24 protein-coding genes and 1 tRNA gene are annotated in these 26,196 nt (G+C 63.8%); 13 read left to right on the top strand and 12 right to left on the bottom strand.

Annotated elements, in window-relative coordinates:
* Positions 1-278 precede the first annotated feature (278 nt).
* Positions 279-1,790: a YdgA family protein gene (locus NGM28_RS21730; RefSeq protein WP_252091383.1), complete on the top strand. Its 1,512-nt coding sequence runs from the start codon at positions 279-281 to the stop codon at positions 1,788-1,790.
* A gap of 253 nt (positions 1,791-2,043) precedes the next feature.
* Entirely contained in the window at positions 2,044-3,102 is a 1,059-nt protein-coding gene (nadA, locus tag NGM28_RS21735; protein ID WP_252091385.1) for a quinolinate synthase NadA, read from the top strand.
* A gap of 112 nt (positions 3,103-3,214) precedes the next feature.
* Here nadA and NGM28_RS21740 read toward each other — a convergent pair whose 3' ends face one another.
* Positions 3,215-4,651 carry a M48 family metalloprotease gene (locus NGM28_RS21740; protein ID WP_240063755.1) on the bottom strand — a complete coding sequence of 479 codons (1,437 nt, stop codon included), beginning with the start codon at positions 4,649-4,651 and terminating at the stop codon, positions 3,215-3,217.
* 106 nt (positions 4,652-4,757) lie between these two features.
* On the opposite strand from NGM28_RS21740, the gene NGM28_RS21745 reads away from it, so the two are divergent.
* Together NGM28_RS21745 and NGM28_RS21750 are read left to right on the top strand one after the other, a co-directional pair.
* A complete protein-coding gene (locus tag NGM28_RS21745; protein WP_240063754.1) occupies positions 4,758-4,997 on the top strand; it encodes a sulfurtransferase TusA family protein in 240 nt (79 codons plus the stop codon).
* A 21-nt stretch (positions 4,998-5,018) separates the two neighbouring features.
* The gene (locus NGM28_RS21750; RefSeq protein WP_252091387.1) at positions 5,019-6,089 is read left to right on the top strand and encodes an AI-2E family transporter; all 1,071 of its coding nucleotides are present in this window, start codon (positions 5,019-5,021) and stop codon (positions 6,087-6,089) included.
* Positions 6,090-6,218: 129 nt separating this feature from the next.
* Here the strand turns inward: NGM28_RS21750 and NGM28_RS21755 are convergent, their stop codons facing one another.
* Together NGM28_RS21755 and NGM28_RS21760 are read right to left on the bottom strand one after the other, a co-directional pair.
* Positions 6,219-6,692: a peroxiredoxin gene (locus tag NGM28_RS21755; protein WP_240063752.1), complete on the bottom strand. Its 474-nt coding sequence runs from the start codon at positions 6,690-6,692 to the stop codon at positions 6,219-6,221.
* 10 nt (positions 6,693-6,702) lie between these two features.
* Positions 6,703-7,263, bottom strand: a complete 561-nt coding sequence (locus NGM28_RS21760) for a glycine cleavage system transcriptional repressor (protein ID WP_011535133.1) — start codon at positions 7,261-7,263, stop codon at positions 6,703-6,705.
* A gap of 259 nt (positions 7,264-7,522) precedes the next feature.
* On the opposite strand from NGM28_RS21760, the gene dapA reads away from it, so the two are divergent.
* The 5 genes from dapA (at position 7,523) to NGM28_RS21785 (ending at position 11,223) form a co-directional block, all read left to right on the top strand.
* Positions 7,523-8,410 carry a 4-hydroxy-tetrahydrodipicolinate synthase gene (gene dapA, locus NGM28_RS21765; RefSeq protein ID WP_011535132.1) on the top strand — a complete coding sequence of 296 codons (888 nt, stop codon included), beginning with the start codon at positions 7,523-7,525 and terminating at the stop codon, positions 8,408-8,410.
* Positions 8,411-8,427: 17 nt separating this feature from the next.
* Positions 8,428-9,543 carry an NlpB/DapX family lipoprotein gene (gene bamC / locus NGM28_RS21770; protein ID WP_252091389.1) on the top strand — a complete coding sequence of 372 codons (1,116 nt, stop codon included), beginning with the start codon at positions 8,428-8,430 and terminating at the stop codon, positions 9,541-9,543.
* A complete protein-coding gene (locus NGM28_RS21775; protein WP_240063750.1) occupies positions 9,544-10,302 on the top strand; it encodes an MBL fold metallo-hydrolase in 759 nt (252 codons plus the stop codon). It begins immediately after the preceding gene.
* 29 nt (positions 10,303-10,331) lie between these two features.
* Positions 10,332-11,042, top strand: coding sequence for a phosphoribosylaminoimidazolesuccinocarboxamide synthase (gene purC, locus NGM28_RS21780; RefSeq protein ID WP_011535129.1), 711 nt, complete (start codon positions 10,332-10,334; stop codon positions 11,040-11,042).
* A 91-nt stretch (positions 11,043-11,133) separates the two neighbouring features.
* Positions 11,134-11,223: transfer RNA gene (locus tag NGM28_RS21785), tRNA-Ser, on the top strand.
* A gap of 99 nt (positions 11,224-11,322) precedes the next feature.
* Here NGM28_RS21785 and NGM28_RS21790 read toward each other — a convergent pair.
* Entirely contained in the window at positions 11,323-11,805 is a 483-nt protein-coding gene (locus NGM28_RS21790) for a hypothetical protein (RefSeq protein ID WP_252091391.1), read from the bottom strand.
* Positions 11,806-12,144: 339 nt separating this feature from the next.
* Complete coding sequence (locus NGM28_RS21795; RefSeq protein WP_252091393.1) at positions 12,145-12,435, bottom strand: DUF3077 domain-containing protein; 291 nt, start codon at positions 12,433-12,435, stop codon at positions 12,145-12,147.
* A 993-nt stretch (positions 12,436-13,428) separates the two neighbouring features.
* On the opposite strand from NGM28_RS21795, the gene NGM28_RS21800 reads away from it, so the two are divergent.
* The gene (locus NGM28_RS21800) at positions 13,429-13,620 is read left to right on the top strand and encodes a DUF4223 family protein (protein WP_023630554.1); all 192 of its coding nucleotides are present in this window, start codon (positions 13,429-13,431) and stop codon (positions 13,618-13,620) included.
* A gap of 347 nt (positions 13,621-13,967) precedes the next feature.
* Positions 13,968-15,605: a malate dehydrogenase (quinone) gene (gene mqo / locus NGM28_RS21805; protein WP_240063704.1), complete on the top strand. Its 1,638-nt coding sequence runs from the start codon at positions 13,968-13,970 to the stop codon at positions 15,603-15,605.
* A 268-nt stretch (positions 15,606-15,873) separates the two neighbouring features.
* On the opposite strand, the gene NGM28_RS21810 is transcribed toward mqo, so the two are convergent.
* Positions 15,874-16,209, bottom strand: coding sequence for an ArsR/SmtB family transcription factor (locus tag NGM28_RS21810; RefSeq protein WP_213657902.1), 336 nt, complete (start codon positions 16,207-16,209; stop codon positions 15,874-15,876).
* 51 nt (positions 16,210-16,260) lie between these two features.
* Between NGM28_RS21810 and xenA the strand changes: the two genes are divergently transcribed.
* Positions 16,261-17,352 (top strand): NADH:flavin oxidoreductase/NADH oxidase, encoded by a 1,092-nt coding sequence (xenA, locus tag NGM28_RS21815; RefSeq protein ID WP_240063703.1) that lies wholly within the window; start codon positions 16,261-16,263, stop codon positions 17,350-17,352.
* 173 nt (positions 17,353-17,525) lie between these two features.
* Here the strand turns inward: xenA and NGM28_RS21820 are convergent, their stop codons facing one another.
* The 5 genes from NGM28_RS21820 to NGM28_RS21840 form a co-directional block, all read right to left on the bottom strand.
* Positions 17,526-18,770: an FAD-dependent oxidoreductase gene (locus NGM28_RS21820; protein WP_252091395.1), complete on the bottom strand. Its 1,245-nt coding sequence runs from the start codon at positions 18,768-18,770 to the stop codon at positions 17,526-17,528.
* Positions 18,767-20,347, bottom strand: coding sequence for an aldehyde dehydrogenase (NADP(+)) (locus tag NGM28_RS21825; protein WP_252091397.1), 1,581 nt, complete (start codon positions 20,345-20,347; stop codon positions 18,767-18,769). Before NGM28_RS21825 ends, NGM28_RS21820 begins: the two co-directional genes overlap by 4 nt.
* A gap of 153 nt (positions 20,348-20,500) precedes the next feature.
* Positions 20,501-21,448, bottom strand: a complete 948-nt coding sequence (locus tag NGM28_RS21830; RefSeq protein ID WP_240063700.1) for a dihydrodipicolinate synthase family protein — start codon at positions 21,446-21,448, stop codon at positions 20,501-20,503.
* 41 nt (positions 21,449-21,489) lie between these two features.
* The gene (locus NGM28_RS21835) at positions 21,490-22,416 is read right to left on the bottom strand and encodes a 4-hydroxyproline epimerase (RefSeq protein ID WP_252091399.1); all 927 of its coding nucleotides are present in this window, start codon (positions 22,414-22,416) and stop codon (positions 21,490-21,492) included.
* A gap of 121 nt (positions 22,417-22,537) precedes the next feature.
* Positions 22,538-24,154: an APC family permease gene (locus NGM28_RS21840; protein WP_240063698.1), complete on the bottom strand. Its 1,617-nt coding sequence runs from the start codon at positions 24,152-24,154 to the stop codon at positions 22,538-22,540.
* Between the two features lie 378 nt (positions 24,155-24,532).
* Here NGM28_RS21840 and NGM28_RS21845 point away from each other — a divergent pair, with 378 nt between their 5' ends.
* On the top strand, positions 24,533-25,315 hold the full coding sequence (locus NGM28_RS21845; protein WP_240063697.1) for an AraC family transcriptional regulator: 783 nt from the start codon (positions 24,533-24,535) through the stop codon (positions 25,313-25,315).
* Here the strand turns inward: NGM28_RS21845 and NGM28_RS21850 are convergent.
* Positions 25,303-26,190, bottom strand: a complete 888-nt coding sequence (locus NGM28_RS21850) for a LysR family transcriptional regulator (RefSeq protein WP_252091401.1) — start codon at positions 26,188-26,190, stop codon at positions 25,303-25,305. The two genes, NGM28_RS21845 and NGM28_RS21850, sit on opposite strands and share 13 nt — an antisense overlap.
* Between the last annotated feature and the right edge of the window lie 6 nt (positions 26,191-26,196).

The raw sequence follows: 26,196 nt of genomic DNA on the forward strand, positions 1-26,196 counted from the left end.
TCTTGATCATGTCCGTTTCCTGTGGGAGCGGCCTTGCGCCGCGAAAGGGCTGCTTGGCAGCCCCAGGAATTCAGCGTTGCCGCAAAGATCGCGGGGCCGCTTTGCGGCCCTTTCGCGGCGCAAGGCCGCTCCTACGCGGTTCACGCTAGTCTTGGGCAGACAGAAAACCCAGTGAAAGCGCCGCGTTCCCGGGCCGTCAGTGATATTCTTGCTCCCTTGCGCAGCCACCTCCCTGGGCCGCGTATTCGCCCTCCTATGGACAGCAATCGGTTCTATTCATGAAGAAATCAGTAGGCATCCTCGGCCTGGCCGTCGCCATCGCCGCCGCAACCACCGCAGGCGCCTGGTACACCGGCAAGCAGTTGCCAGCGGAGCTGGAACGCTCCGTCGCGCGCGGTAACGAAGAACTCAAGAAGGCCCTGGCCGGCAACGGCGGCAGCATGACCATCGAGCTGGCCTCGCTGGAGCAGCACTTCTTCACCAGCACCGCGCACTACCGCCTCAAGGCCCAGAACGTGCAGCTCGGCGAGGCCGAGGCACTGAACTTCGACGTGGGTGTGGTCGACCAGATCGAGCACGGCCCATTCCCTTGGTCGCGGGTCAAGGCATTCAAGCTGATGCCGGTGATGGCCACCAGTAACAGCGCGCTGGAGAAGGATGACTTCACCGCCGGCTGGTTCACCGCCGCTGGCGACAAGGCGCCGGTCACCGCCCAGGTCAGCCTGGGCTATGACGGCGGCATCGACAGCGACATCCGCCTGGCCCCGGTCAAGCTCGAGCAGGACGGCGACAAGGTCCTGGACTTCTCCGGTCTGCAACTGCTGATGGGCAGCGACCGCGACGGCAAGGCGGTCACGATCCACGGTAACGCCGAGCGCCTGGAGCTGAACTTCGCCGACGAGCAGCAGGCACCAGTCAAGATCCTGCTCAATGGCTTCAAGATCGGTGGCAAGCTCACCGAGACCGACCACGACATGATCTACGTCGGCAACCTCGACATGGCCCTGGGCGACGCCCAGATCACCAGCGGGCCGAAGCAGGAAGTGCTGGTGCTCAAGGGGTTGCAGCAGAACAACCTGTACAACGCCGAGGGCGAAGCGAAGGACAAGCTGTTCGGCCGCCTGGAGTACAAGGTCGCCGATATCAGCTACGCTGGGCGCAAGGTGGGCAGCGGCGAGATGGTCTTCACCATGAAGTCCATCGACATCCCGGCCATGCAGGCTTTGATGGAGTGGTACCAGACCAAGCTGCCGGAGGTCCAGCAGGCCGCCGCCGAGGGTGAAGCCATGCCGTCCTTCGACATGACCCCCGAAGAGCAGGCGAAGGTGCAGGGCGACTTGCAGAAGATGCTCGCCGGCAAGCCTCAGCTGGCGCTGGAGAGCCTGGCGTTCAAGACCGCCAATGGCGAAAGCCGCTTCAGCCTGTCGATGGACTTCGCCAACCCAAGCTCGTTCGACCTTCCGCCGGACCAGTTGGGCAAGCAGCTGATCTCGCAGCTGCATGGCAAGCTGAGCGTGTCCAAGCCGATGATCGGTGACCTGGCTACCTTGCAGGCACTGCTCGAAGGCGAAACCGATGCCCAGGCCATCGCCCAGCAGTCCGGCCAGGCCGGTGAAATGGTCGGCATGATGGCCGTGCAGAGCGGCATGGCCACGGTACAAGGCAGCGATGTGGTGGCCAGCCTGCAGTACGCCGATGGCATGGTCGACTTCAACGGCAAGAAGATGACCGTCGAAGAGTTCGCCATGCTGATCAGCGCTCACCTGGCGGCGCTGTCGCCGCAAGGCTGACCTCGCAAGTGCAAGCCCGCCCACCGATCGTGGGGGCGGGCTTGCGCCGCGATCGGTGCAACGCCGATCGCCCAGCCTGCCTGCGCAAAAACCCCTTTTGCATCGCCCCGATTGCCTGTAGCCTTCGCGTCCGATAATAATCCGCGCCCGCAGAGGGGCCGTGACGCTGGCCGTCCGGCACCGTTAGCCGATCTGCCAGGGCCGGGTGATACACTCGACTGACGCGCCCACGCGCCCCGCAGGTCCAGCGATCATGACCCAGATTTCCGAACGCCTTTTGGTTCAGGCCCACCTTGACGCCAAGCAGCCCAATCCGCTGACGCCCGAGCAGGAAGCCGACTACCGTGCGGCCATCGCCGCGGAGCTGAAGCGGCAGAACGCCGTGCTGGTCGCCCACTACTACTGCGATCCGGTGATCCAGGCACTGGCCGAGGAAACGGGCGGCTGCGTGTCCGACTCGTTGGAAATGGCCCGCTTCGGCAAGAACCACCCGGCTGAGACCGTGATAGTGGCTGGTGTGCGCTTCATGGGCGAGACCGCGAAGATTCTCACCCCGGAAAAGCGCGTGCTGATGCCCACCCTCGAGGCGACCTGCTCCCTTGACCTGGGCTGCCCGGTGGAAGCCTTCTCCGCCTTCTGCGACCAGCATCCCGAGCGCACCGTGGTGGTCTACGCCAACACTTCCGCTGCGGTGAAGGCGCGGGCCGACTGGGTGGTGACCTCCAGCTGCGCGTTGGAGATCGTCGAGAGCCTGATGGACAACGGCGAGACCATCATCTGGGGCCCGGACCAGCACCTGGGGCGCTACATCCAGAAGCAAACCGGTGCCGACATGCTGCTGTGGGACGGTGCCTGCATCGTCCACGAAGAGTTCAAGTCGCGCCAGCTGGCCGACATGAAGGCGCTTTACCCGGACGCGGCCATCCTGGTTCACCCGGAGTCTCCGGAAGCGGTGATCGACCTGGCCGATGCGGTGGGTTCCACCAGCCAGTTGATCAAGGCGGCGCAGACCCTGCCCAACAAGACCTTCATCGTCGCCACCGACCGCGGCATCTTCTACAAGATGCAGCAGCTGTGCCCGGATAAAGAATTCGTCGAGGCGCCGACCGCCGGCAACGGCGCGGCCTGCCGCAGCTGTGCGCACTGCCCGTGGATGGCCATGAACACGCTGGAGCGGGTATTGGATTGCCTGCGTCAGGGCAGCAACGAGATCTTCGTCGAGCCGGCGCTGATTCCCAAGGCGATCAAGCCGCTGAATCGCATGCTGGATTTCACCCAGGCAGCGCGCCTGAAGTTGTCCGGTAACGCCTGACGCAATCTCTGTAGGAGCGGCTTCAGCCGCGATGCAGGCACCGCGGTGTCTGTTACCCGCTTCGCGGGTGATCGCAGCTGACGCCGCTCCTACAGGATGATCGGTGCCGAACCTAGCGCCCCATCATCTCCTTGACCATACGCTGCTGCTCCATGATCTCGCGCTGGCGCTGGTCGATCTGCGAGGCCAGCGGGAAGTTGCTGCCGGCACGGCGTTTCGCGTAGTCAAGCTGCTGGATTGCCTGGTCGAAGTCGCCGACCAGGGTGAAGTACTCGGCACGGGCGCGGTGCAGGCCGATGGTATTGCCCGACAGGCCACGCACTTCGGCCACGTCGTACCACACGTCCGGGTCGTCCGGTCGGCTCTTGACCAGGTCATCCAGCACCTTTTCCGCCTCGGCCGGCTTGCCCTGCTTGATCAGCAGGTCGGCGCGTACCTGTTTCAACGGATAGTTGCCCGGATACAGCCCCTGCAGGCGCTGTGCCCGCTGCTGGGCGTCGGCCAGGCGGTTGTTGGTGATGTCCAGGTCGATCTGCGCCAGGTTGTAGGTGATGTCGTTGGGCGCCTTTACCAGCAGCGGCTTGAGGTTTTCCCGCGCTTCGTTGAGCTGGCCACCCTTGATCTGCGCCAGGGCCAGGCCATAGCGCGCGGCGTCCATTTGCGGGTTCTCGTCGAGCTGGGCGCGGAAGCGCTTGGCGGCAAGGCCCGGGGTGCCTTCATAGGTCAGTGCCACGCGAGCGCGGATCAACTGATAGCGCAAGGTATCCTCGGTGCCATCCTTGCGGGCTTGTTCGGCGCGGTTGCGGGTGTCGGCGATCCGCGATTCGGTGACCGGGTGGGTCAGCAGGAATTCCGGCGGCTTGGCGTCGTAGCGATACTGGCGTGCCAGGCGCTCGAACATGTTGGGCATGTTGCGTGGATCGTAGCCAGCTTTTTCCAGATTGAGGATGCCGATGCGATCGGCCTCCTGCTCGTTCTGCCGGGAGAAGCGACGCTGCTCCTGGATCGCCGCAGCCTGGGTGCCGGCAATCACGCCGATACCCGCATCGCCACCGCCGCCCGCGGCCAGCACGATGCCGGCCAGCAACGCTGCCATCATCGGCAACTGCATGCGTTGCTGGGCTTCGACGCCCCGGGCGAAGTGGCGTTGCGACAAGTGCGCCAGTTCGTGGGCCAGTACCGAGGCATACTCGCCTTCGGTCTGGGCGTTGAGGAACAGGCCGCCGTTGACCCCGATGATGCCGCCGGGGGCGGCGAAGGCGTTGAGTTCCTTGCTGTCGATGAGGATGAACTCGAGGCGGCGGTCCTGTACCTGGCTGGTCTCGGCCAGCTTGTACACGGTGGTCTCGACGTAATCCTTGAGCTGCGGGTCGTTCAACTGGTTGACCTGGCCCCGCAGCAGGCTCAGCCAGGCGCGGCCGAGCTGGTGTTCCTGTTGCGGCGAAACGATCGCGGAACTGGCGTCGCCCAGTGACGGCAGGTCATCGGCGTGGCCGGGCAGGGCCATCAGGCAGGCCAGCGTCAACAGGGTGGGGCGCAGTAGATTCATGCAGAAGCTCGCGTCGATCAAAAGGCTTACTGTAGCCGGGTCGCGCGATGCCGACCAGTGGCGCTATCCTACGGGACTTTTTTGCCCCGCCCCGGAGACGTACCTGATGAGCGATACCCCGACCTGCGATGCCGAGCTCGACGCCAGCGGACTGAACTGCCCCTTGCCGCTGCTCAAGGCCAAGATGGAGCTCAACCGCCTGGCCAGCGGCGCGGTGCTCAAGGTGATCGCTACCGACGCCGGTTCGCAACGCGACTTCCGCACTTTCGCCCAGCTTGCCGGTCATACGCTGCTGCATGAAACGGCTGGAGCCGGGGTGTACACCTACTGGCTGCGCAAGGCCTGAGTCTTTTTCCAAGGATCGTCAATGTTCAAAGTGCTACGCGACTGGATGCAGCGCTACTTCTCCGACGAGGAGGCAGTGGTGCTGGCGGTCCTGCTGTTCCTGGCCTTCACCGTGGTGCTGACGTTGGGCGGCATGCTCGCGCCGGTGTTGGCGGGCATGGTGCTGGCGTTCCTGATGCAGGGGCTGGTCAACGCCCTGGAGCGGCTGAAGGTGCCGAGCCGGTTGGCGGTTTGGCTGGTGTTCACCTTGTTCATGGGCGCCCTGGCGGTGTTCATGCTGGTGCTGGTGCCGCTGCTCTGGCATCAGTTGATCACCTTGTTCAACGAATTGCCGGGCATGCTCGGCAAATGGCAGTCGCTGCTGCTGTTGCTGCCGGAACGCTACCCGCACCTGGTGTCTGACGAGCAGGTACTGCGCGCCATCGAGTCGGTGCGTGGCGAGATCGGCAAGTTCGGCCAGTGGGCGCTGACCTTCTCGTTGTCGAGCCTGCCGCTGCTGGTCAACGCCATGATCTACCTGGTGCTGGTGCCGATCCTGGTGTTCTTCTTCCTCAAGGACCGTGAGCTGATCGGTCGCTGGGTCAGCGGCTATCTGCCGCGCCAGCGCACGCTGCTCAATCGGGTGGGGGAGGAGATGAACCGGCAGATCGCCAACTACATCCGTGGCAAGGGTATCGAGATCCTGATCTGCGGCATCGCCACCTACATCGCCTTCATCAGCCTGGGGCTCAATTATGCGGCCTTGCTGGCACTGCTGGTGGGGTTGTCGGTGGTGGTGCCCTACGTGGGGGCGGTGGTGGTGACCGTGCCGGTGACGCTGATCGCGCTGTTCCAGTGGGGCTGGGGCGACCAGTTCATCTACCTGATGGCGGTGTACGCGATCATCCAGGCGCTCGATGGCAACGTGCTGGTGCCGTTGCTGTTCTCCGAGGCGGTGAGCCTGCACCCGGTGGCGATCATTTGCGCGGTGCTGTTGTTCGGCGGGTTGTGGGGCTTCTGGGGGATCTTCTTTGCGATCCCACTGGCGACGCTGTTCAAGGCGGTGCTGGATGCCTGGCCGCGGCAGGAGTCGTCGGTCGCGCCGATGTTGTGAGGATAGCTGCAAGCTACAAGCTACAAGCTACAAGCTGCAAGCTGCAAGCTGCAAGCTGCAAGTAAGAGCAGATCGCGCTGATACTGCGATCAGCTTGGAGCTTGGAGCTTGGAGCTTGGAGCTTGCAGCTCAGATCCGATTGAGGGTCTGCGCCGCCGCCAGCACGGCATCCACATGCCCGGGCACCTTCACCCCACGCCATTCCTGGCGCAGCACACCGTCCTTGTCGATCAGGAAGGTGCTGCGGTCGACGCCCATGTATTCCTTGCCATACAGCTTCTTCAGCTTGATCACGTCGAACAGCTGGCACAGCGCCTCGTCCTTGTCGCTGATCAGCTCGAAGGGGAAAGCCTGCTTGGCCTTGAAGTTCTCGTGCGACTTGATGCCATCGCGCGACACGCCGAACACCACGGTGTTGGCCGCCTGGAACGCCGCGTACTGGTCGCGGAAGCCCTGGCCCTCGGTGGTGCAGCCCGGAGTGCTGTCCTTGGGGTAGAAGTACAGCACCACCTGCTGACCCTTGAGCGCGGCGAGGCTGACGGCCTGGCCACTGGTGGCCTGGGCCTGGAAATCGGCAACGGGTTGGTCGAGTGCTACGGCCATGGGAGCTTCCTTACACAGGGTTCTGTGGGCGCCACGGTTCGATCAACGCGTCCAGGTTCAGGGCGTCGGCGAAGTCGAGGAACTGGTCGCGCAGCCAGCTGATCTGGGTGCCGGCCGGCAGGATCACGGTGAACTGGGCGTTGAGCATGCTGCTGCCGGTCTGCGGGGCGAGGTAGGTGTCGCAGGTCATCGCCTCCAGCTCGACGCGGTGGTCGAGGAAGAACTGGCACAGCTCGTTGATGATGTCCGGGCGATAGGCGGCGCTGACATAGGCGACGTACGGCAGGGCTTGCGGGCGCACCTCCTGGTCGGCGCTGCGCACCACGTCCAGCGTGAGGCCATGCTTCTTGCCCAGGCCAGGCAGGGTGGCCTCCAGGCGTGCCAGGGCATCCCAGCTGCCGCCGACCTGCAGCACCAGGGCGCTGGTTTCGCCGTGACGGGTCAGGCGCGAGGTGACCACCGCGCAGCGGTTGTCGAAGGCTGCGCGGCTCAGGACGTTGGCCAGCTCCATGGGGTTGGGGCCCAAGGCGCTGATGACGAGGAATTGTTCGCGAACGGTGGGGGTGGACATGCAGCATTCCTAAAGCGATGAGCGGTCGATGCAGGACGGGGGCAAGCCTCCTGTATCAGCGGGCCCCGGCCAGTTTCTATGGCTGTGGACGCAGGCGAGGCGCACTGTCGACGGCCCGGCGGGCCGCGCTGCAACGATCAAAGGATCAAGGGTAGCGAAAAGCGGCGCGAAGGGGAATGCTCCGCCCGCCTGCTTCGCTTGTGCAAGGCCGATGGCGCCAGTACCATTACCGCTCTCTTTTTCCGGCAGGAGCAGTTACATGATTGCGGGCAGTATGGTGGCATTGGTCACACCCATGGATGCACAAGGGCGTCTTGATTGGGACAGCCTCGACAAACTTGTAGACTTCCACCTGGAAAATGGCACCCACGCGATCGTCGCTGTCGGCACCACCGGTGAATCCGCAACACTGGACGTCGAAGAGCACATCCTGGTCATCAAGCATGTGGTCGAGCGCGTCAAGCACAGCAACAAGCGCATCCCGGTGATCGCCGGTACCGGTGCCAACTCCACTGCCGAAGCCGTGCACCTGACCAAGAACGCCAAGAATGCCGGCGCCGACGCCTGCCTGCTCGTCGTGCCGTACTACAACAAGCCAACGCAAGAAGGCCTGTACCAGCACTTCAAGCACATCGCCGAAGCCGTCGACATCCCGCAGATCCTCTACAACGTGCCCGGCCGCACCTCCTGCGACATGCAGGCCGACACCGTGATCCGCCTGTCGAAGGTCAAGAACATCATCGGCATCAAGGAAGCCACCGGCGACCTGCAGCGTGCCAAGGCCATCCTGGATGGCGTCGACAAGGACTTCATCGTCCTGTCCGGCGACGATCCGACCGCCGTCGAGCTCATCCTGATGGGCGGTAAAGGCAACATCTCCGTCACCGCCAACGTCGCCCCGCGCGAAATGGCCGACCTGTGCGAGGCCGCCCTTGAGGGCAATGCCGAGAAGGCCCGCGCAATCAACGAAAAACTCATGCCGCTGCACAAGGACCTGTTCTGCGAGGCCAACCCGATTCCGGTGAAATGGGCGCTCGTCGAAATGGGCCTGATGCAGAAGGGTATCCGCCTGCCGCTGACCTGGCTGAGCGAAGGCTGTCACGAAAAAGTCCGTACTGCCTTGCGCCAGTCCGGCGTACTGGTTTAATCGAGGAAGTACACCGCATGAAGCGACTGGCTGGTCTTTCCACGCTCGCCCTGATCATTTCCAGCACCAGTGGGTGTGGCTGGCTGTGGGGCGAGGATGGCTATTTCCGCGACCGCGGCAGCGACTACCTGCAGGCGCACCCCACCGCGCCGATGCAGCTGCCGCCGGACGCCAGCAACGTCAAGCGCATGGACCCGCTGCTGCCGATCCCGCGCAACGTTGCCGACGATCGCGCCACCGGCGAGTTCGAAGTGCCGCGCCCGCAACCGCTGTCGGCCACCGCCGAAGTCAGCGATTTCAGCCTGCAGCGCAGCGGCAGCAGCCGCTGGGTGCTGGCCCAGCGCTCGCCGGCCGAAGTCTGGCCGGTGACCCGCCAGTTCTTCGAGGACAACGGTTTCCGTATCGCCGAAGAGCGTCCGCAGACCGGTGAATTCAGCACCACCTGGCAGCGTTTCGACGAGCTGTCCGCCTCCCTCGGCCAGCGTCTGGCCAGCGCCTCCAGCAGCTCGGACAGCGAAGTCCGTGTGCGTGTGCGCATGGAGCCGGGCGTGCAGCGCAACACCTCCGAAGTGTACGTGGTCAGCGTTGAGCGCCCGGCCGGCAGCACGGCTGAACCGAGCTTCCCGTCCACCTCCAGCAATACCGGCGCCGACGCACTGCTGGTCGACGAGATGCTCGCCAGCATGAACCGCAACGCCGAGAAGGGCGGTTCGGTATCGCTGCTCGCCGCGCGCGACTTCGACGCCCCGAGCCAGGTCAGCCTGAGCGAGGACGGCAGCGGCAACCCGGTGCTGTACCTGGGTTCCGACCTCGACCGTGCCTGGTCCGGCGTGGGCCGTGCCCTGGAGCAGGGCGAGTGGCGCGTCGAGGACATCAACCGCAGCCTGGGCCTGTACTACATCAACCTGTCCGAAAAGCCCGACGACAAGCAGAAGGAGCCTGGCTTCTTCAGCCGCCTGTTCGGCAGCGAGCCGAGCAAGGAAGAGCGTGAAGCCCGTGCCGAGCGTTATCAGGTACGCCTGAGCAAGGTGGGTGAGAACGTTCAGGTCACCGTCGAGAAGAACATCAACACCGTGGCCCCGGCCGATGTAGCCCGCCGCGTGCTGAGCGCGATCCAGGACCACCTGGGTTAAGTGCGCTTCGCGGTTCTTGGAAGCGGTAGCCAGGGAAACGGCACGCTGATCGCCAGTGGTGATACGTTCATCCTGGTGGACTGCGGCTTCTCGCTACGGGAAACCGAGCGGCGCCTGGCGCTGCTCGGGGTGTCGGCCTCGCAACTGAGCGCGGTGCTGGTGACCCACGAACATGCCGACCACGTGCATGGGGTGGGGTTGCTGTCGCGCCGCTACAATGTACCGGTCTACATGAGCCAAGGCACGTTGCGCGGGTTGCGCAAGCCGGTGGAAGTGGCCGGCTTTCTCGGGTGTGGTGATGTACTGCCGGTCGGCGACCTGCAGGTCAGCGCCACACGGGTCGAGCACGACGCCTACGAACCCTTGCAGTACGTGATCAGCGATGGCCGCCGGCGTTTCGGCATGCTTACCGACCTGGGCAGCTACGACTACCACCTGTTGTCGCGCTACCAGGGGCTGGACGCACTGCTGATCGAGGCCAATCATTGCCGTGACCTGCTGGCCCGCGGTCATTACCCGAACTTTCTCAAGTTGCGGGTCGGCGGCAGCCAGGGACATTTGAACAACCACCAGGCCGCCAGCCTGGTGGCCGAGCTGGGCTGGCAGCACCTGCAGCACCTGGTGCTGGCCCATCTCAGCAGCAAGAACAACCTGCCACATCTGGCCCGCCAGTGCTTTGTCGACACCCTAGGGTGCGACCCGGACTGGCTCCAGGTGGCCAACCAGGACCATGGGCTCGACTGGCGCCAGATCGCCTAGCCCACCTACTCAAGCAAGCGGAGCCCATCATGGAAAAACGCGACGAACTCTACCGCGGCAAGGCCAAATCGGTTTACAAGACCGACGACGCCGACCGCTTGATCCTGCTGTTCCGTAACGACACCTCGGCGTTCGACGGCAAGCGCATCGAGCAGTTGGACCGCAAGGGCATGGTGAACAACAAGTTCAACGCCTTCATCATGCAGAAGCTTGAAGAAGCGGGCGTGCCGACCCAGTTCGACAAGCTGCTGGGCGACAACGAGTGCCTGGTGAAGAAGCTCGACATGATCCCGGTCGAATGTGTGGTGCGTAACTATGCCGCCGGCAGCCTGGTCAAGCGCCTGGGCGTGGAGGAGGGCATCAAGCTGGAGCCGTCCACCTTCGAGCTGTTCCTGAAGAACGACGAGAAGGGCGATCCCTTCATCAACGAATCCCACGTCGTCGCTTTCGGCTGGGGCACCGCCGAGCAGCTGGTCGAGATGAAGAAGCTGTCGCTGAAAGTCAACGAAGTGCTGAGCAAGCTGTTCGATGACGCAGGCCTGCTGCTGGTCGACTTCAAGCTGGAGTTCGGCGTGTTCCACGGCCAGATCGTCCTGGGCGACGAGTTCAGCCCGGACGGCTGCCGCCTGTGGGACAAAGAGACCCGCAAGAAGATGGACAAGGACCGCTTCCGCCAGGGCTTGGGCGACGTGATCGAAGCCTACGAAGAAGTTGCCAAACGCCTGGGCGTGCCGCTGTAAGCGGCGCGTTCACGCAAGCGCCTGATACCACGCGAATTTTTTTCAAAAAAGGTTTGCCAGAAACGAAAACGCTGGTATGATGCGCGCCATTGGAGAGATGCCGGAGTGGTCGAACGGGACGGATTCGAAATCCGTTGTACTGGCAACAGTACCTAGGGTTCAAATCCCTATCTCTCCGCCATACGCGAAGTAGTCGAAGCCCCCGAAAACGTTGAGTTTTCGGGGGCTTCGTCGTTATGGAGGCGGGTAAGCTCAGGGAGAAGCTCGCTGCGGCGTGTTTCTACGCGTCGGGTGTAGCGTGGTCCAAGGCGGGGGCCTGTATCGCGGATGACGACTGAGGCAGGATGCCGATGTCGCCTTTACCTGTTTGATAGAGCGTCACGCTCAGTGCCGCCACCGCTACACCAAGCGCAACAGCGGTCAGCGTGGCGCCCCAGATGTTCAGCTTCAGGTTCCCTAGTCGAACAATGTCTCGACGCACACCTGCAATCGAGTCATCCAGACGCTTGTCGCGCTCTGTCTGGGCGCCGAGAAAACCGTCGATTTTCGAAGCGATGGCTTCTACCCGCGTATCGATCTTGATCTCGATGGTCTCGAACTTGGCATTGAGTTCTTCTCGGGTCAGGTCATTTATGCTTGCAGCATCAACCCACTCTGCTGGCTTGTCACGTCCACCCAAGCCCATGCCTGCTGCATGAAGCCGCTGAAGAGGGTTGGCCCAAGGTTTTCGCGGCCCACCGCCTGTTGTGTCTTTTTTAGCCATCTGCGGCCTCCACTACGAATAGCTCTTGAAGCACCATGATCTGTTGGTCTAGGGCTCCGACGAGGGAGAGCCTAGAGCAGCACCCAGCCAGCGGCAATACGTTGGCGGGCCTGAACGCTCGATTCGGAAATGGACTACCGGCTATTAGGCAAGGCGTTGATGCGGCTAAGTGCCACTGTTTGAGTATCTGTCGCGCCTTGAAGAGAATCGCCCCTTTCGCTCGAAAGAATGCGTGCAATGAAGTTCGAAATGATTTCAATGCATAGGGGCACGGGATCAAGATCCCCGTCCTGCCTCTTGGTGGAGAGCCCCGTAGTTCGCACTGCGGGGCTTTTTTCATTAAACAGAAGGGGTGTTCGTAACTGCGTGGGAGACATCTTGCGACAGTGCTTTGGCCATGCTGGTGAGATAGTGTGCGGCGGCTAACAATGTAGGGGCGTTCTTCAAGTCCTGCGTCAGCGCGATATCGCTCAGGGTGTAGGCACAAGTCATCAATGTTGTGGATTGTTCCAGTACGTAGTCCAAGGCGTGACCGGGTACGACTCGAAACAGCGGTTGTTCGTTGTTGATTTCACCGCTTTCGCCAAAACTGCCGATGCCGAGAGTGGTAATGGGCCTTTCGTTGCTCATGCCGATTCTCCTTGTTCGCGGGGTGACGCGATCAATGCCTTGCCTGTACACGGCTCAAGGCCATCTCGACCAAAGTGCGTGCGCTGTCGATTTCGTGGACGGCGGTCAATGCCATGACCTGGCCGGGTGGTTTGGTGTGGATCATCGCGGCGTGCTAGGCGGCGGTGAGGGCGCAGACAAGGTATTCAGCAATTTGAACCAGCAAGTCTTCGATCTGGTGCGGGGAGTTGCCAAGGTGTGTCGGCGGATCTGGAACCATCTTGCGCATATGCATCTCCGGAGTCGGTGGTGGTGCAACAAGCTTGCTGTCAAACAAGAGGGTGGCAGCGGTACGTGGGTTGACAGACCGAGGACTCCGAGACCCGGCGCACACGAGGTGCCCCACGTACTGCCGCCATGAGGGGCGCACGTGCTCGGAGAGATTCGGCCTGTCAAAGCCGGTCGTTGAGTTGGCAACGACGGACCGAGACTAGGCCGCGCATCGTGCGGCTGCAATGGCTTGAAAGGGGCAGAAGTGTGCTTCGGAAATGGACTACATGTAATCAGGAAAGTCTGATGATGGTCTTGTAGGACGGTTAGGGAATAACCAGCCAAGTTGATCTTTGCAGTCAGCTTTATCTGCCTTGGCAGCTCTCGATACTTTGCGGGTAAACGCGCGCTCATGGAGCACAACATATTTCTTTGATTTGGCGCGACCTCTGTAGGAGCGGCTTTAGCCGCGATCACCCGCGAAGCGGGTGCCAGAACCGCGTTGCCTGCATCGCGGCTAAAGCCGCTCCTACAGAGGACCCTATTGCAAATCGATCGCCTACAGATTCATGCCCAATTAGGCTGCCTGTAACGATTTAGCAGGCTTAGTTGCAGCGTTGAAAACTGGCTAGTTTATGGCCTGCAACTAGTGCAGGTGTGCTAATCCTTTCATTCAACCGCTATTTTCCCGTATGATCCGCGCGCCATCAGCATGATGGTGGATCATGGACTTAAAGGATTTTTATGAAAAAGCTGATCAAAGCTACTGTTGCTGTCGCTGTCGTTTCGGGCGTTGCCCTGCTGTCCGGTTGCACTGGCCAAGTCTACAACCAGCCGAAGAACTGCTCGTACGACTACCTGTTCCACCCATCGGTTTCCATCTCCAAGATCATCGGCGGCTGCGGCCCGATCGATAAACTGCCTCAGCAGCAGTAATCCTGGGATACCCCTGATCAGGCCGATTACGGCTTGATCCAAGACCCCCGACCAAGGACTTGGCCGGGGGTTTTTGTTTTCTGGCGATGCGCTTCGCCACCGGCCTGCGTGGCGCCTTGTCGCGTGGCAACCTGTCGTATTGACGCCCCGGCCCGCGTTTGTTTGTGCTGGCAATTCGGTTACAATCCGTAAATCGTTTCAGCCTTGTCGGTCAATCCGACCAAAGGCTGGCGCGTCCAATGTCTCTCTGGCTGCTGAACAATGATCACAACAAGCCTGCGCTGAAGAACATGGAAACCAGGGCCAGCCACAGGCCCACCCTCCGTTCTACTGACTGGAATCGATCAATGTTCAAGAAAGCTGGCAAGACCTTGCTGGGTCTGGCAGTCGCGGCGAGCTTCATGCAAGCGCACGCCGCAGACACCAAGAAAGTCGACGTGCTGCTGGTCGGCGGCGGCATCATGAGTTCCACCCTGGCTGTCTGGCTCAACGAGCTGGAACCAAGCTGGTCGATGGAAATGGTCGAGCGCATGGACGGCGTCGCCGAAGAAAGCTCCAACGGCTGGAACAACGCCGGTACCGGCCACTCCGCGCTGGCCGAGCTCAACTACACCCCGCTGGACAAAGACGGCAAGGTCAACATCACCAAGGCCATCGAGATCAACGAGTCGTTCCAGATCTCCCGTCAGTTCTGGGCCTGGCAGGTGCGCCAGGGCGTGCTGCAGAACCCGCACTCGTTCATCAACACCACCCCGCACATGAGCTTCGTCTGGGGCGATGACAACATCAAGTTCCTGAAGCAGCGCTACGAGGCCCTGCAGGCCAGCCCGCTGTTCCGTTCGATGCAGTACTCCGAAGACCACGCGCAGATCGCCAAGTGGGTGCCGCTGATGATGGAAGGGCGCGACCCGAACCAGAAGCTGGCCGTGACCTGGACGCCGATCGGCACCGACGTCAACTTCGGTGAGATCACCCGCCAGTTCGTCGGTCACCTGAAGACCAAAGAGAACTTCGACCTGAAGCTGTCCAGCGAAGTGCAGGACATCACCCGCAACGAAGACGGCTCCTGGCACGTCGAGTACAAGAACCTGAAGGACGGTACCGAATCGGCCACCGACGCCAAGTTCCTGTTCATCGGTGCCGGCGGCGGCGCGCTGAAGCTGCTGCAGAAATCGGGCATCCCGGAAGCCAAGGAATACGCAGGCTTCCCGGTGGGCGGCTCGTTCCTGGTAACCGAGAACCCGACCGTTGCCATGCAGCACATGGCCAAGGCCTACGGCATCGCTTCGACCGGCGCGCCACCCATGTCGGTACCGCACCTGGACACCCGCGTGCTCGATGGCAAGCGCGTGATCCTGTTCGGGCCATTCGCCACCTTCTCGACCAAGTTCCTGAAGAACGGCTCGTACCTGGACCTGCTGAGCAGCACCACCACCCACAACATGTGGCCGATGGCGCGCGTCGGTATCGACCAGTACCCGCTGGTGGAATACCTCGCCGGCCAGCTGATGCAGTCTGACGACGACCGTTTCGCCGCCCTGCAGACCTACTTCCCGAACGCCAAGAAGGAAGACTGGAAACTGTGGCAGGCCGGCCAGCGCGTGCAGATCATCAAGCGTGACGAAGAGAAGGGCGGCGTGCTGAAGCTGGGCACCGAAGTCGTCGCTTCCCAGGACCGCACCATCGCCGGCCTGCTGGGCGCCTCGCCAGGTGCCTCGACCGCCGCGCCGATCATGCTCAACGTGCTGGAAACCGTGTTCAAGGAGAAGGTCGCCACCCCTGAGTGGCAGGCCAAGATCAAGGAGATCGTCCCGAGCTACGGTACCAAGCTGAACGATTCGGCCGCCGCCACCCAAAAAGAGTGGAACTACACCGCCGAAGTGCTGCAGCTGGAAAAACCGCCGGTGATCGACCAGAGCGTCGGCACCACCGTTGTGCCGAGCGCACCAGTCGAAAGCAAGCCTGCGAACGACATGGCGCTGTAAGGCCAGACGGTTTGCCGGGCTTGCCCGGCAACACCCACCACGAGCGTCGCCCCTGGCGACCTCGTGGTTTTTTTATGCCCGAGAATCGGGCAAGGGATTTACGCCTACCCCTGTAGGAGCGGCCTTGTGCCGCGAAAGGGCTGCGTAGCGGCCCCCGCATTTCGATGTTGAGCAACGATCGCCGGGGCCGCAATGCGGCCCTTTCGCGGCACAAGGCCGCTCCTACAGGGATCGCGCAAGGCTCGAGATTGGCGTGGACGGGTGTGACTTAGCGCTGCCCGAGAATACTGCCGAGCAAACCAGGAAAACGCGTCTCCAGCTCTTCACCACGCAATGAATTCATATGCGTGGTGCCGATATTGCGGGTATACACCAGCCCCGCTTCGCGCAGCACGCGGAAATGGTGGGACATGCTGGACTTCGGCCGGCCACCGTCGAGTTCGCCGCAACTGGCTTCAGGCACGCCAGCCAGGTGGCGGACGATTTCCATGCGCACAGGGTCGCTCAGGGCGTAGAGCAGGCGCTCGAGGGTGAGGTCTTCGGGGTTGGGGTGGGAGTAGGCTCGCATGCTCGACATGATAACGGGGGTTTCATAAATTGCCATAGTTCGAATATGATCGAACTACCGTAATTGAATCTCCCCCGGAGAATTGCCATGTCAGCCCTGTTCCAACCCTACACCCTCAAGGACGTCACCCTGCGCAACCGCATCGCCATCCCGCCGATGTGCCAGTACATGGCCGAGGATGGCCTGATCAACGAATGGCACCATGTGCACCTGGCGGGCCTGGCCCGTGGCGGCGCCGGCCTGGTGGTGGTCGAGGCCACCGCGGTATCGCCGGAAGGGCGCATCACCCCCGGTTGCGCCGGCATCTGGAGCGACGCCCATGCCCAGGCCTTCGTGCCGGTGGTGCAGGCGATCAAGGCCGCAGGCTCCGTGCCGGGCATCCAGATCGCCCACGCCGGGCGCAAGGCCAGCGCCAACCGCCCATGGGAAGGCGACGACCATATCGCCGCCGATGACGCCCGTGGCTGGCAGACTATCGCCCCTTCGGCCATTGCCTTTGGCGCGCATCTGCCGAAAGTGCCGCAAGCCATGACCCTGGATGACATCGCCCGGGTCCGCCAGGACTTCGTCGATGCCGCCCGTCGTGCCCGAGACGCGGGCTTCGAGTGGATCGAGCTGCACTTCGCCCATGGCTACCTGGGCCAGAGCTTCTTCTCCGAGCATTCCAACCAGCGTACCGATGCCTACGGTGGCAGTTTCGACAACCGTAGCCGCTTCCTCCTGGAAACCCTGGCCGCAGTGCGTGAAGTCTGGCCGGAGCACTTGCCGCTGACGGCGCGTTTCGGTGTGCTGGAGTACGACGGGCGTGACGAACAGACGCTGGAAGAGTCCATCGAGCTGGCGCGTCGTTTCAAGGCGGGCGGCCTTGACCTTCTGAGTGTCAGTGTCGGTTTCACCATTCCTGAGACGAACATTCCCTGGGGGCCGGCGTTCATGGGGCCGATCGCCGAGCGCGTACGCCGTGAAGCAGGTATTCCAGTGACCTCGGCGTGGGGCTTCGGTACGCCAGAGCTGGCCGAGGGGGCTCTAAAGGCCGACCAGCTCGACCTGGTGTCGGTGGGGCGTGCGCACCTGGCCGATCCGCATTGGCCGTACTTCGCCGCCAAGACGCTGGGCGTGGACAAGGCATCCTGGACCTTGCCGGCGCCTTACGCCCACTGGCTTGAGCGCTATCGCTGAGGCCGGCAATCTGAACTGGCCTGATGATATGGCACCACCTCTGTAGGAGCGGCTTCAGCCGCGATCACCCGCAATGCGGGTGCCAGAGACCAGGTTGCCGGCATCGCGGCTAAAGCCGCTCCTACGGGAATGTTGTCGACCCCGTAGGAGCCGGCTTGCCGGCGAACCCGCCGTCAAAACCGATCCACCCTGTACGCGTCCAAATGCGCATCCCGAGGGCCCTGCGCCAACCGCCCAATCCATTGCGCGGTCACCGCCGCCTGGGTCAACCCCAGGTGCTGATGCCCGAATGCCAACAGCACCCTGCCATCCGCCACCCGGTCGATCACTGGCAGGGAATCAGGCAGCGATGGCCTGAAGCCCATCCACGGCGTCGCCCCTTCGGCATCCAGGTCACGTTGGAACAAGCCTTGGCTCAAGCGGTGCAACTGCCACGCCCGCTGCATGCTCGGCGGCGCGTCCAGCCCCGCGAACTCCACCGTGCCGGCCAGGCGTAGGCCGTCGGCCATGGGCGTCATGATGAACTTGCGCTCCAGCGAAGTGACCGCGAACGGCAGCCGCTGCTGTTCGTTGGGCAGCATCAGGTGGTAGCCGCGCTCGGTGTCCAGGGGCACCCGGGTGCCGGTCAGATTTTCAACCAGTTTCGCCGAATGGGCGCCACAGGCGATCAGCACCTGCCGGGCCTGCAGTTCACCCTGGTTGCTGCGCAAGGCTACGCCATCACTGTGCAGCCGACTGCCGTGGATGTCCTGATTGGCAAAGCGTACACCTGCCGCCTTGGCGGCATCGAACAATGCGTTGACTACCCGGTACGGATCGATGAAGTGTCCGGTGCGGGGGAAGAACAGGCCCCCCTGGATCTGTGTGCTCAACTGCGGCGCCGCATGCCGCACCGCCCGGGCCGACCAGCAGTCGACCGGCACCGCCTGCTGTTGCAGGCGAGCCTGCAACGCCTCCAACGCCGGGCGTGACGCCGGGCGTTCGAACACCAGCAACGAGCCGTCCTCCCGGAGCAAGTCATCGCGCCCGAGGCTGCCGAGCAGGTGCTGCCAGGCACCGAGGCTGGCCTCGTTCAGGGCGCGTAGGCCAGCCACGCTGCGCTGGAACGGCGCCGGGCGCAGGTTGAGCAGCAGGCGGGTGAACCAGGGGATGGCCTGGGGCAGGTACTTCCAGTCCAGGCGCAACGGCCCCATCGGGTCCATCAGCATGGCTGGCAGGCGCTTGAGGATCGACAGGTCGGCGATCGGGAAGACCTGCTCGGTGGCCAGGTGCCCGGCGTTGCCGTAGGAGGCGCCATGGCCAGGTGCCTGGCGATCGATCAGCAGCACCCGCTTGCCTTGGCGGGCCAGTTGCAAGGCGCAGGCGATGCCGATGATGCCGGCGCCGACCACGGCGATGTCGGTGTCGGTACTGCTCATGCGCCTTCCCGCTTGCCGTCGAGCAATCGGCGCAAGTGCAGGGGGTTATCGTGTTTCAACGCCTCGGGCAGCAGCGCGTCGGGGAAGTCCTGGTAGCACACCGGGCGCAGGAAACGCAGGATCGCCGCAGTGCCCACCGAAGTGCCGCGGGTATCGGACGTGGCCGGGAACGGCCCTCCGTGGACCATCGCATCGCACACCTCGACCCCGGTCGGCCAGCCGTTGACCAGGATGCGCCCAGCCTTGCGTTCGAGGGTGGGCAGCAGCCGGCGCGCGTCGGGCAGGTCGGCGGCGTCCAGGTGCAGCGTGGCCGTCAACTGACCCTCCAGGTGCTCGGTGACCTGGCGTATTTCCTCGTCGCTGTCGCAGGCCACCACCAGCGAGGCGGCGCCGAACACTTCGGCCTGCAGGGCCGGGTCAGCAAGAAACGCTTGGGCCTGGGTGACGAACACCTGCGCCTGGCACTGGTTCGGGCCTTGTAGGGGCAGGCCGCTGGCAACTGCCTGGGCATTGCTGTTGTCACCCAGCGCCGCGACACCGCTTGCATAGGCGCTGGCAATGCCGGGGGTGAGCATGGTTTGCGCCGCCGCTTGTTGGACGTGATCGCGGGTGGCGGCAATGAACCGTTCAAGCGCGGGCCCTTGGCGGGCGATCACCAGCCCCGGGTTGGTACAGAACTGGCCGGCCCCCTGGGTCAGCGAGGTGACGAAGCCCTGGGCTAATGCCTCGGCGCGGGCCCCCAAGGCGGCGGCGAAGAAGAACACGGGGTTGATCGAGCTCATTTCGGCATATACCGGAATCGGTTCGGGGCGCGCCTGGGCTACCTGGCACAAGGCGATACCGCCACTGCGCGATCCGGTGAAACCGACGGCCTTGATGCGTGGGTCGCTGACCAGGGCGATGCCGATTTCACGGCCGGCGCCATACAGCAGCGAGAACACGCCTTCGGGCAGCTCGCACAACTTGACCGCCCAGGCCACGGCCTGGCCGACCAGTTCGCTGGTGCCGGGGTGAGCGCCATGGGCCTTGACCACCACCGGGCATCCCGCAGCCAGTGCCGAGGCGGTGTCGCCGCCGGCCACCGAGAACGCCAGGGGGAAGTTGCTGGCGCCGAACACCGCCACCGGGCCCAGGGCCACCTGACGCTGGCGCAGGTCCGGGCGTGGCAGCGGCTGGCGCTCGGGCAGGGCGCGGTCGACGCGCACGTCGAGCCATTCGCCGGCACGTACCACGCGGGCGAAGGTCCGCAGCTGGGTGCAGGTGCGGGCGCGCTCGCCTTGCAGGCGACCCTTGGGCAGGCCGGTTTCGGCATGGGCTCGGTCGATCAGCAGGTCACCCAGGGCTTCGATCTGCTCGGCGATCGTTTCGAGAAAGCGAGCGCGTTGCTCGAGCGAGGTTTCGCGGTATTCATCGAATGCCGCCCAGGCTAGGGTGCAGGCCTGGGCCACGTGTTCACCGGTGGCGCCAGCATAGGCGGGCTCGAGTGCCTGGTTGGTGGCCGGGTCGATGGCGCGGATAGCTTTGCGGCTGCCGGGAACGCGGGTCTGGCCAATCAGCAGGTTACCTGTAAGGGGCATGTGGCTTCCTTCGCAGTTTTGTGGATGCGCTGTGGCGTTTGTAGGAGCGGCTTTAGCCGCGATGCAGGCACCGCAGTGTGTGGCACCCGCGTCGCGGGTGATCGCGGCTGAAGCCGCTCCTACAGAGGTCACGCCAAATCAATGGGGTATGCGTCAGGCCAGGTTCTGCTCGGCCGACCAGCTGGCGTACCAGGTGCGGAACAGCGCGTACTGCTGCTCGGCGTAGTGGCGCTGGGCATCGGTCAGGGCGTCGGTTTCGTTGAAGTGCAGGCTGTACTCGCGGTCGCCGTTGAGCACCATCAGGTGCTTGTAGTACAGCACCAGGTCGCAGCCCTCATCGAACGACGACAGCACCGCCAGCGCCGACTCCAGCTCCCGGGCCAGGCGCCTGGCCTTGGCGTCGCCCTTGGCGGCGCGCTTGCTCAGGCCGACCAGTTGCAGCACTTCACGGGGCAGGGCGTTGCCGATGCCGGTGATGGCGCCGGTGGCGTTGCAGTTGACGAAACCATGCACCACCTGGGTGTCGACACCCACCATCAGGGTCACCGCGTCATCCTGGGAGGTGATGTGCTCGGCGGCGTAGCGCAGGTCGGCGCCGCCGCCGAACTCCTTGAAACCGATCAGGTTGGGGTAGGCGCGGCGCAGTTCGAAGAACAGGTCGGCGCGGGTGGCGAAACCGTAGTAGGGGCTGTTGTAGATCACCGCCGGCAGTTTCGGCGCAGCCGCGAGGATCGCCGAGAAGTGATGCTTCTGGGCAATCAGCGAGGCGCCGCGGGACAGCACCCGGGGGATGACCATCAGGCCGGCGGCGCCGACCTTGGCGGCGTGGGCGGCATGGGACACCGCTTCACGGGTGTTCACCGCGCCGGTGCCGACAATGGTCGGGATGCCTGCAGCTACCAGGCGCGCGACGCCTTCCTGGCGCTCGGCCTCGGTCAGCAGCGGCCAGTCGCCCATCGAGCCGCAGTACACCACCGCGCTCATGCCGGCGTCGATCAGTTCGCGGCCCTTGCGCACCAGGGCGTCGAAGTCGGGCTTGCGCTCGGCGGTGCAGGGGGTCATCAGGGCGGGCATGACGCCGGTGAAAATGTTGTCGGTCATTGATGTCACTCCTAGCGGTATTCAGTTAAAGGAAAACGGGGTCAGATGCCCCAGGCGAAGGGGTCTTGTTCGTCGATCAGCAGGGTGCTGTCGGCGGTCATGTGGGCACGGCCGGTGATGAACGGGCGGATGTGATCGCCCTCGCGTTCGTAACGGCCCTGGAACTGGCTGCCGGTGATGCTGGCCTGGGTCCAGACTTGGTCTTGCGTGAGCTTGCCGTCGGCGGCCAGGCACGCCAGCTTGGCGCTGGTGCCGGTGCCGCAGGGCGAGCGGTCGTAGGCCTTGCCGGGGCACATGACGAAGTTGCGGCTGTCGGCGTGGGCGTCGTCGGCGAACAGTTCGATGTGGTCGATCGGCGCGCCGTGCTCGCCGGTGATTCCCTGGGCTTCGAGGGCCTTGAGCATGGCCCAGGTGTAGTCGGTGAGGGTTTCGACATTGTTCAGTTCGATGCGCTGGCCATGTTGGTTGACCAGGAAGAACCAGTTGCCGCCCCAGGCGATGTCGCCGTGCACCACGCCGTGGCCAGGCACCTCGACCGCCACCCGCTGGCGGTAGCGGTAGGCGGGTACGTTGCCGACGGTTACCGCGCCGTCTTCATGCAGTGTGGCGCTGACCTGGCCGACCGGCGTGTCGATCTTGTGCATGCCGGGTTCGATCAGCCCCAGGTGCCGGAGCGAGGCGACCAGGCCGATGGTGCCGTGCCCACACATGTTCAGGTAACCGGCGTTGTTGAAGAAAATCACCCCGCAGGTGGCATCGGGAGAGACCGGTGGGCAGTACAGCGCGCCGACCAGCACATCGTTGCCGCGTGGTTCCAGCAGGCAGGCGCGGCGCCAGTGGTCGTGCAGCTCGCGCAGCTCGTCGCGCTGCTCGGCCATGCTGCGGCCAGTGAGTGCCGGGAAGCCTTTCATCACCAGGCGGGTGGGTTCGCCGCCGGTGTGGGAGTCGATGACATGAACCTGTTTCATGAGAGTGTCCATTTGGAATTGAGCTATGTCTTGCGCTGTCTGTTCGGGCCCGTTCGCGGCTGAAGCCGCTCCTACAGGCCTTTGTAGGAGCCGGCTTGCCGGCGAACAGGGCCAACACCTTTCATGAAGCAGTCACTGCGGGGCGATGGGCTGCTTGAGGCTGAGCACTGGTCTCGCTCTCATCCTCCCCATCCAGCCGCACCAACCGCGCTGGCACGCCAGTGGCCGCGCCCCAGTAGTAGATCCCCAGTGCGCTGGTAGCCACGACCAAGGTGTCGAACGGGTGCCCGATCACACCCAGGCCACCGAAGCTGCCCAGCCAGGAGAGGAAAATGGTCACGGCATAGAAGCCGATAAGCCACGCCGACGAGCGCACCTGCTGGCCCAGCGACAAGTGTTCGGTGGGCACGAAGCGGCGGCACAGCAGGTACAGCACGAACATCACGATCTGCAGGGCCAGCAGCCAGGACACGGTGTTCCAGCCCGACCAGTAGACGATCAGCGCGGCGATGATGAACGACAGTGGCCCGAGCACACCCATGCCTTTCACCCGGAACGGCCGGGCCATGTCCGGTGCGCTGCGACGCAGGGCCGCGACCGACACCGGGGCCACGGCATAGCTCAGCACCAGGGCGGCCGACACCACATTGATCAGGGCTTCCCAGGAGGGGAACGGCAGGGTCCAGAACACCGCCAGGCCGAAGGTCAGCCACAGCGCCGGACGCGGGATGCCGGACTGCTCGTCGATGCGGGTGAAGTACTTGAAGAAGGTGCCGGTCTGCGCCCAGCCATAGACCACGCGTGGGGTGGCGTTCATGTAGATGTTGCCGCAGCCGCTGGGCGAGATCACCGCGTCCGCCACCACCAGGTAGGCCAGCCAGCCGACCCCCAGGGCCAGGGCGATGTCACGGTAGGGCAGGGCCAGTTCCTTGGTCACCCCGGCCCAGCCGTTTGCCAGCATCTCGGTCGGGATGCTGCCGAGGAAGGCCAGTTGCAGCAGGGCGTAGATGGCGGTGGAGAGCAGCACCGAGAGAATCAGCGCGATGGGGATGGTGCGCTGCGGGTTCTTCACTTCGCTGGCCACCGAGATGATCGGCGTGAGGCCCAGGTAGGCGAAGATGATGCCGCCGGCCGATACGGCCATTTCCACGCCGGACAGACCGAACGGAGCGAAACCCTGGACCGAGAAGTTCTCCGGTTTGAAGAAGGTGAACAGCACGCCGATCACCAGCAGCGGCACGATGAACTTGAACACGCTGACCAGGTTGTTGGCCTTGGCGAAGGTCTTCACGCTGCGGTAGTTGAGCACGAAGAACAGCAACAGCAGGGCGAACTGCACCAGCCAGCCGAGCACCGTCGGGTCGCTGGAGCCGGCTTTGGTCAGCCCGGGAAACCAGGCCGCGGCGTATTGGCGCGAGGCGACCACTTCGATGGCGATCAGGCTGGAGAAGGCGATCAACGTGATGAAGCCCATCAGGTAGCCCAGCAATGGGCCGTGGGAGTACACCGGGTAGCGCACCACGCCACCGGCGCGGGGCAGGGCGGCGCCCAGTTCGCAGTAGACGATGCCCAGCAACAGCACGGCGAAGCCGCCGAGGAACCAGGAGAGGATGCCGGCGGGGCCGGCGATGGCCGAGACGTGGCTGGCGGCGAACAGCCAGCCGGAGCCGAAGATGGCACCAAGGCCGATGAAGGTGAGGTCCAGCAATGACAGCTGTTTCTTGAATTTGCCTGACATGGGGTCGCCTTTTTGTAGGTTTTGGATAGGCAGGTCTGATGTCACGATGCGGCTTGGTCGGCCGCGCTCTTGTAGGTCATGGGGCGGCTTGCATGGGGCATAGAGTGGGCTGATCGGGGCGTTGGTTCTTGATGGTTTTCTGCAGAGAGAGTGACGAAATCGGCACAGTTGAAGAAAAGGCTGGCGGATTGGGGGGGCGGCTGGATAGGCTGGGTTGCATGCCCGGCAAGGGCTGGAGAGATGCAGTGGCAGCGCTGGCCCTTTCGCGGGGCAAGCCCGCTCCTACAGGTACGGCGCTTGCCTCGAGATCGCCGCGATCCCTGTAGGAGGGGGCTTGCCCCGCGAAAGGGCCGGTACCGCCACCGGAGAACTGATTCAATGTCACGCGACTCACTGGCAACCCTGTACCAGACCCTCGACCAGCACCGCCCCGAATCCCTGGAGGCTTTGCTCAATGGCGTGGTCTGGCTGTTGCCGATGCTCGATGTGATCACCAACGCGGCGATCTTCATCAAGGACGACCAGGCCCGCTATGTGCTGGCCAACCGCACGCTGGTCCAGCGCTGCGGCCTCAAGCGATTGCAACCCTTGCTGGGCAAGACCAGCGCCGAGGTATTTCCGGCACGCCTGGGCCCTGGCTACACCGAGCAGGATCGCCGTGTGCTGGAGCAGGGCCTGGTGCTGGAGGATCAACTGGAGCTGCACTTGTACGGCAGTCGCGAACCAGGCTGGTGCCTGACCCACAAGCGCCCGTTGCATGACCCAAGTGGCAGGATCATCGGTTTGGTGGGCATTTCCATCGACCTGCAATCAGCCGCCGACACCCACCCCGCCTACCAGCGCCTGGCCGCCGTGGATGCGCATATCCGCGCGCACTTCCACCAGCCGATCAGCATGGGCGAGCTGACACGTCTCGCCGGGATCTCGGTGGCGCAGCTGGAGCGTTACTGCAAGCGGGTATTCCACCTCACGCCCCGACAGATGATCCACAAGGCTCGCCTGGAGCACGCCCACCAACTGCTGCACAGCGACCTGCCGATCATTGAAGTGGCGCTGCGTTGCGGCTACACCGACCACAGCGCGTTCAGCCGGCAGTTCAAGCAACTGACCGGCTTCACCCCCAGGCAGTACCGGCAGGCTACGACAGGTCAGGAAGCCTGAAAGAGTGCGCGAGCTTCGTCGAAGCACTGCTCGGCAATCGCCGACTGAGGTTCGCTGCGGCGCAGCAACAGGCCGACCGGGCTGTGGATGCTGGCGTCGGCCACGGGGATGATGCGCATGTGCTCGCTGAGTTCCTCCAGCCCGCAATCCAGGGGCATGATCGCGCAGCACACACCGGTGTTGATGGCCTGGATCAGCTGGAAGGTCGAGTCGCTTTCCAGCACCGCGTTGGGCTCCAGGCCACGGCTGCGGAAACTCAGGTCCAGGGACTGGCGGTAGTGCATGCCCTTGCTCAGCAAGCCCAGGGGGATCTCGCCGAGTTCATCCCAGCGCAGCGTGTCGGTGTCGAAACCGAAGTGCCGGGTGTCGTGCAGCAGGCCCATGGTGGTGGTGCTCAGCTCGATCACTTCGAAGAAGCTGGCATTGACCTGGTCGAGGTAGCAGATGCCCAGGTCGAGCTGGTTGCGGCTCAGGCCGTCGATGATCTGTTCGGAGCTCAGCGACGAGAGCTGGAAGTTCAGCTCGGGGTATTTCGCGCGCAGGGGCATCAGCAATTGCATGGGGTTGAAGCTGGCCAGCGGCACGGTGCCCAGGCGCAGGCTGCCGACCACCTGGCCGCGGCAACTGGCGGCCTCGGCCTGCAGCCCGTCGTGGGCGGCGAGCAGGGTGCGGGCCCAGGCCAGGATGCGCTCGCCGGCTTCGGTGAAACCCTCGAAGCGTTGGCCGCGCTTGACCAGCACCAGGTCAAGCTCATCCTCCAGGTTGCGCAGGCGCATGGACAGCGTGGGCTGGGTGATGTGGCACAGCGCCGCGGCCTGGCCGAAGTGGCGGGTCTGGTCGAGGGCGATGAGGAACTTGAGCTGCTTGATGTCCATGGGGCG

It is taken from the genome of Pseudomonas sp. MWU13-3659 (assembly GCF_023757525.1).
Taxonomy (GTDB): Bacteria; Pseudomonadota; Gammaproteobacteria; order Pseudomonadales; family Pseudomonadaceae; genus Aquipseudomonas; species Aquipseudomonas entomophila_E.